This is a genomic window from Nonomuraea lactucae (assembly GCF_003313395.1).
In the GTDB taxonomy this organism is placed as follows: Bacteria; Actinomycetota; Actinomycetes; order Streptosporangiales; family Streptosporangiaceae; genus Nonomuraea; species Nonomuraea lactucae.
Window position 1 is genome coordinate 1 of record NZ_QNFZ01000457.1, and the last position, 1,156, is coordinate 1,156.

2 protein-coding genes are annotated in these 1,156 nt (G+C 76.6%); both read right to left on the reverse strand.

The genetic code is table 11. From position 1 onward, the window contains the following. Positions 1-634, reverse strand: a 634-nt coding sequence (locus DQW85_RS22620) for a response regulator (protein WP_162795248.1), incomplete at its 3' end; no start/stop codon positions are given. Further along, the coding region (locus DQW85_RS22625) for an ATP-binding protein (protein WP_338043405.1) at positions 631-1,156 on the reverse strand (526 nt) is incomplete at its 5' end. The genes DQW85_RS22620 and DQW85_RS22625, both read right to left, overlap by 4 nt.

The window sequence follows — 1,156 nt, forward strand, 5'->3', positions numbered from 1 at the left end:
GGCCGCCGCGGTGGGCGAGGACTGCGGCCTGGATGCGGTTGCGCAGGCCGAGCTTGTCCATGGCGGCGGCGAGGTGGGTCTTGACCGTGGTGACGCCGACGTGCAGCTCCTCGGCGATCTCCGCGTTGGACAGGCCGGTGCCGACCAGGGCGAGGACCTCCAGCTCCCGTTCGGTCAGCCCGGCGGGGAACGGGTCGGCGCCGGCCCGCTCGCCGGCCGCCAGGAAGCCCTCGACGACGCGGCGCAGCACCGAGGGGGCCAGCAGCTGCTCGCCCGCCGAGGCCCTGCGCACGGCGTCGACCATGCGTTCGGGCTCGTCGTCCTTGACCAGGAAGCCGACCGCGCCGGCGCGCAGGGCCGCGTGGACGTTGGCGTCCTCGGCGAAGGTGGTGAGCACGACGACCCTGCTGGCCGGGCGGGCGGCGAGGACGCGCCTGGTGGCCTCCAGGCCGTCGACGCGGGGCATGCGCAGGTCCATGAGGATGACGTCGGGCAGGTGCCGCTCGGCCTGCCGGACCGCCTCGGCGCCGTCCGCGGCCTCGGCGACGACCTCCATGTCGCCGGCGGCCTGCAGGAGCATCCGCACCCCGGCGCGGACCAGCGCCTGGTCGTCGGCGACCAGGACGCGGATCACGCGGCGCCCCTGACCGCGGGCAGGAAGGCGGACAGCCGCCAGCCGCCGTCCCAGTCGGGTGCGGCCGTGAGCGTGCCACCGAGCGCGCGGACCCGTTCGCGCATGCCGGCCAGGCCCCGGCCGGAGGAGGGCAGGCATTCGACGAGGGTGGGCGGGCGCCCGTTGCGGATCTCGACGGACAGGTCCCTGCCGGCCGATGCGAGGGTGACGCGGACCTCTGTGCCGGGGCCGGCGTGTTTGAGCACGTTCGTGAGACCTTCCTGGATGATGCGGGCGGCGCAGGCGCGGGCCACCAGGGGCGCGCGGTCGGCGTCCGGGTCGAGGTCGAGGTCGACCAGGAGACCGGCGGCGGCCACGCGCTCGGCGGAGTCGCGTATCACGTCGGCGGGGTCGGCGAGCATCACGGGCGCCCGTTCGAGCTCGCGTGGCACGCCGGTGAACGGGCCGGGCCAGCGTTCGGGGCAGACGGGACCGGCCGGCGGGCCTGGCGGGCGTCCCGGCGGGCGTCCATGCTCGCTCGCC